Raw genomic sequence first — 2,764 nt, 5'->3', positions numbered from 1 at the left:
TGCTCGTATCAACAACGCGGTTACCTACGCCAGCCCGAATTGGTCCGGCTTCACCGCCAATGCCATCTATGGTTATGGCGAAGGCGGCGGTTCGACGACCAACGGCGTTAGCCAGGGCAATGATGGTTTCTGGGGCGCCGGCTTGAACTACGCCAACGGTCCGCTGAATCTTGACGTCGTTTATCAATCCCGTCAGGGCATCACCAGCACACTTATCGCCTCATCGGCTGCGACTCAGGATTCGGTTAATGAGTGGGCCTTGGGTGGAACTTACGACTTCAAGGTCGTCAAGCTTTATGCTACCTATCTTGATCAGAACGACAACAATGGTACTTCGGCACAAGAAGCCAGCAACCGGGTCTGGTCTATCGGTGCATCGGCGCCCGTGTTCACTAACGGCAAAGTCTCGCTTGGCTATGCTGACGTGAGTTGGGACCGTAGCGGCGCGGGTAGTTCGAGTTCGTGGTCGCTGGCCTACCAGCACTCGCTGTCCAAGCGCACGACCTTGTACACCGCCTATACCTATGCCGGTAACGACAACGATACTCTGAACGCTGCTGGCCCCGTCAAAAACACGAGATTCATCGGTGAGAACAACAACACATTCGTTGCTGGTGTCACGCACTCTTTCTAATTTGATTTCGGTCTCTTAGAAATGTAAAAACGGGCGCTTCGGCGCCCGTTTTTTTTGTTTACAGAATCCAGTGGAATTGTCGTCTGCGTTTGACGCCAATGTTTCCGAATCAGGTGACCAGAATCAGGAAAGCAGAATCAAATTATCGCGGTGAATCAGCTCCGGCTCGTCAATGTAGCCGAGAATGCTTTCGATGTTGTTTGATGGCTTGCCGGCAATGCGGCGGGTTTCATTGGCCGGATAATTGACCAGGCCGCGAGCGATTTCAGCGCCTTCGGGTGACACACAGGCCACTGCCGCGCCGCGCTCGAATTCCCCGATAACTTTGCGCACGCCGACCGGCAGCAGGCTGCGACCTCCGCGCAGGGCCTTGATCGCACCCTCGTCGAGTACCAGTTTCCCTGTCAACTGCAGGTGATCGGCCAGCCACTGCTTGCGGGCAGCCAAGGGCTGCGTTTGCGCGACCAGCAGGGTGCCAATCGATTCTCCGTCAGCCAGTCGCGGCATCACGTCGGGCTCGTTGCCATTGGCAATTGCGGTGTGTGCGCCACTGCGTGCCGCACGTTTCGCGGCCAGCACCTTGGTGATCATGCCGCCTTTGCCGATTGACGAGCCGGCGCCGCCGGCCATGGCTTCCAGCCGGGGTTCTCCGGCGACGGCTTCACTGATCAGTGTTGCCGCCGGATCCTTGCGCGGGTCGGCCGTAAATAGCCCCTGCTGGTCGGTGAGAATGATCAGGCAGTCGGCATCGACCAGGTTGGCGACCAGTGCGCCCAGCGTATCGTTGTCGCCAAACTTGATTTCGTCGGTAACTACGGTGTCGTTCTCGTTGATGATCGGCACGACGCCATATTCAAGGAGCGTCGTCAAGGCCGAACGGGCATTGAGGTAGCGTTTGCGGTCGGCTAGGTCGTCGTGGGTAAGCAGCACCTGTGCCGTGTGCAGTCCGTGACTGGCGAAGGCGCGCTCATAGACTTGTACCAGCCCCATTTGGCCAACGGCGGCACACGCTTGCAAGGCATGCACGGCACTCGGCCGGATGCTCAAACCAAGGCGCTGCATGCCACAGGCAATGGCGCCGGAAGAGACAAGCAGTACTTCCTTGTTGTTCTGGCGCAACACGGCAATCTGCCGCGCCCATTCGTTGATAGCGGACAAATCAAGCCCCCGGCCATTGTTGGTGACGAGCGCGGAGCCCACTTTGATGACGAATCGTTTTGATTTGGTAATGGAAGTCATGGCTTCCAACCGTCGAGAATGCGGTTAAGTGCGTCAAGCAATCGCGGTGTTTCTGTCGCAATGATGGCCCATACCATCTCTGGTTTTACACTTTGGTAAGCATGAGCGAGTACATTGCGGAAGTCGGCAATGGTGCGCCAATCGACTTCCGGATGGGTCGAGCGCAGTGAATCGACGCCAGCATCCTTGATGCACTGGCCGACGATTTCAAGATTCCGGTAAATGGCATCCTGGGTTTTACGATCTCGAAGAAAGAAAGTTTCACCTTCAACGGCGTAGTCCTGTACACGAACAAGGCAATCCCTGGCATGCGCAAGGAAGACGTTTGGGTCTTTGCTGCTCATAGCGGGATCGCTTCACCAAGAATGCGATTGACCAGATAAGGTGAAATGACATCGTCAGAGACGATATCGACGCGCGCCTGCATCAAATCCGATGCGCCTTGTCGCAATCCGATTAGGTCGAGCAAGGAGGCGCCTGAGCGAAAATGGACCAGAAGGTCGACGTCGCTTTCTGGGGAGGCTTCGCCACGCGCAACCGAGCCAAACACCCTTACTTGTTCCGCTTTATGGCGATCTGCAAGGGCAAGAATTTCCTCACGCATCGCGCGTAGCGTATCCAGCGTCATTGTCTTCATCGATCAACCCACGGCTATTGGCGAGATTTGTATCTTGCTTCGTCCTGCCCATTTCCTCAAGCGCATCCTGCAACGCGTAAATCAGTTGGCGGCAGCCTGTGCCATTTATGGCGCTGATTTTGAAGCATGAGGCTGCCATTGGCATGCCGTTGTTGTAGGCTTGCAGGAAGTTGGCAACACGTTCTTCCCGATCTTCTTCGGGAATCAGATCCAGTTTGTTGAGCACCAGCCAGCGCGGCCTGGCGGCGAGTTCG

At 56.3% G+C, this 2,764-nt stretch carries 4 protein-coding genes and 1 pseudogene; 1 reads left to right on the top strand and 4 read right to left on the bottom strand.

Annotation, left to right across the window (positions count from 1 at the left end):
* A partial coding sequence (locus PROAA_RS10050) for a porin (protein WP_186411209.1) occupies nt 1-634 on the top strand: 634 nt, incomplete at its 5' end.
* A gap of 123 nt (nt 635-757) precedes the next feature.
* On the opposite strand, the gene proB is transcribed toward PROAA_RS10050, so the two are convergent.
* The 4 genes and pseudogenes from proB to obgE all read right to left on the bottom strand — a co-directional run.
* The gene (proB, locus tag PROAA_RS10045) at nt 758-1,873 is read right to left on the bottom strand and encodes a glutamate 5-kinase (protein WP_186411208.1); all 1,116 of its coding nucleotides are present in this window, start codon (nt 1,871-1,873) and stop codon (nt 758-760) included.
* Complete coding sequence (locus PROAA_RS10040; protein ID WP_186411207.1) at nt 1,870-2,217, bottom strand: HepT-like ribonuclease domain-containing protein; 348 nt, start codon at nt 2,215-2,217, stop codon at nt 1,870-1,872. The genes proB and PROAA_RS10040 overlap by 4 nt, the downstream gene beginning before the upstream one ends.
* A complete protein-coding gene (locus PROAA_RS10035) occupies nt 2,214-2,510 on the bottom strand; it encodes a nucleotidyltransferase family protein (RefSeq protein WP_245664238.1) in 297 nt (98 codons plus the stop codon). The genes PROAA_RS10040 and PROAA_RS10035 overlap by 4 nt, the downstream gene beginning before the upstream one ends.
* Nucleotides 2,470-2,764, bottom strand: a pseudogene (obgE, locus tag PROAA_RS10030) (GTPase ObgE); the annotation flags it as partial. The pseudogene obgE and the gene PROAA_RS10035, both read right to left, overlap by 41 nt.

The organism is Candidatus Propionivibrio aalborgensis, assembly GCF_900089945.1.
Taxonomy (GTDB): Bacteria; Pseudomonadota; Gammaproteobacteria; order Burkholderiales; family Rhodocyclaceae; genus Propionivibrio; species Propionivibrio aalborgensis.
Note: the sequence above shows the minus strand (reverse complement) of the source record. Positions and strands in the feature narration are given on the sequence as shown.

What these genes read in the sequence shown, in the direction of transcription:
- proB (WP_186411208.1), bottom strand. Translation starts at nt 1,873, where the DNA reads ATGACTTCCATTACCAAATCAAAACGATTCGTCATCAAAGTGGGCTCC.
- PROAA_RS10040 (WP_186411207.1), bottom strand. Translation starts at nt 2,217, where the DNA reads ATGAGCAGCAAAGACCCAAACGTCTTCCTTGCGCATGCCAGGGATTGC.
- PROAA_RS10035 (WP_245664238.1), bottom strand. Translation starts at nt 2,510, where the DNA reads ATGAAGACAATGACGCTGGATACGCTACGCGCGATGCGTGAGGAAATT.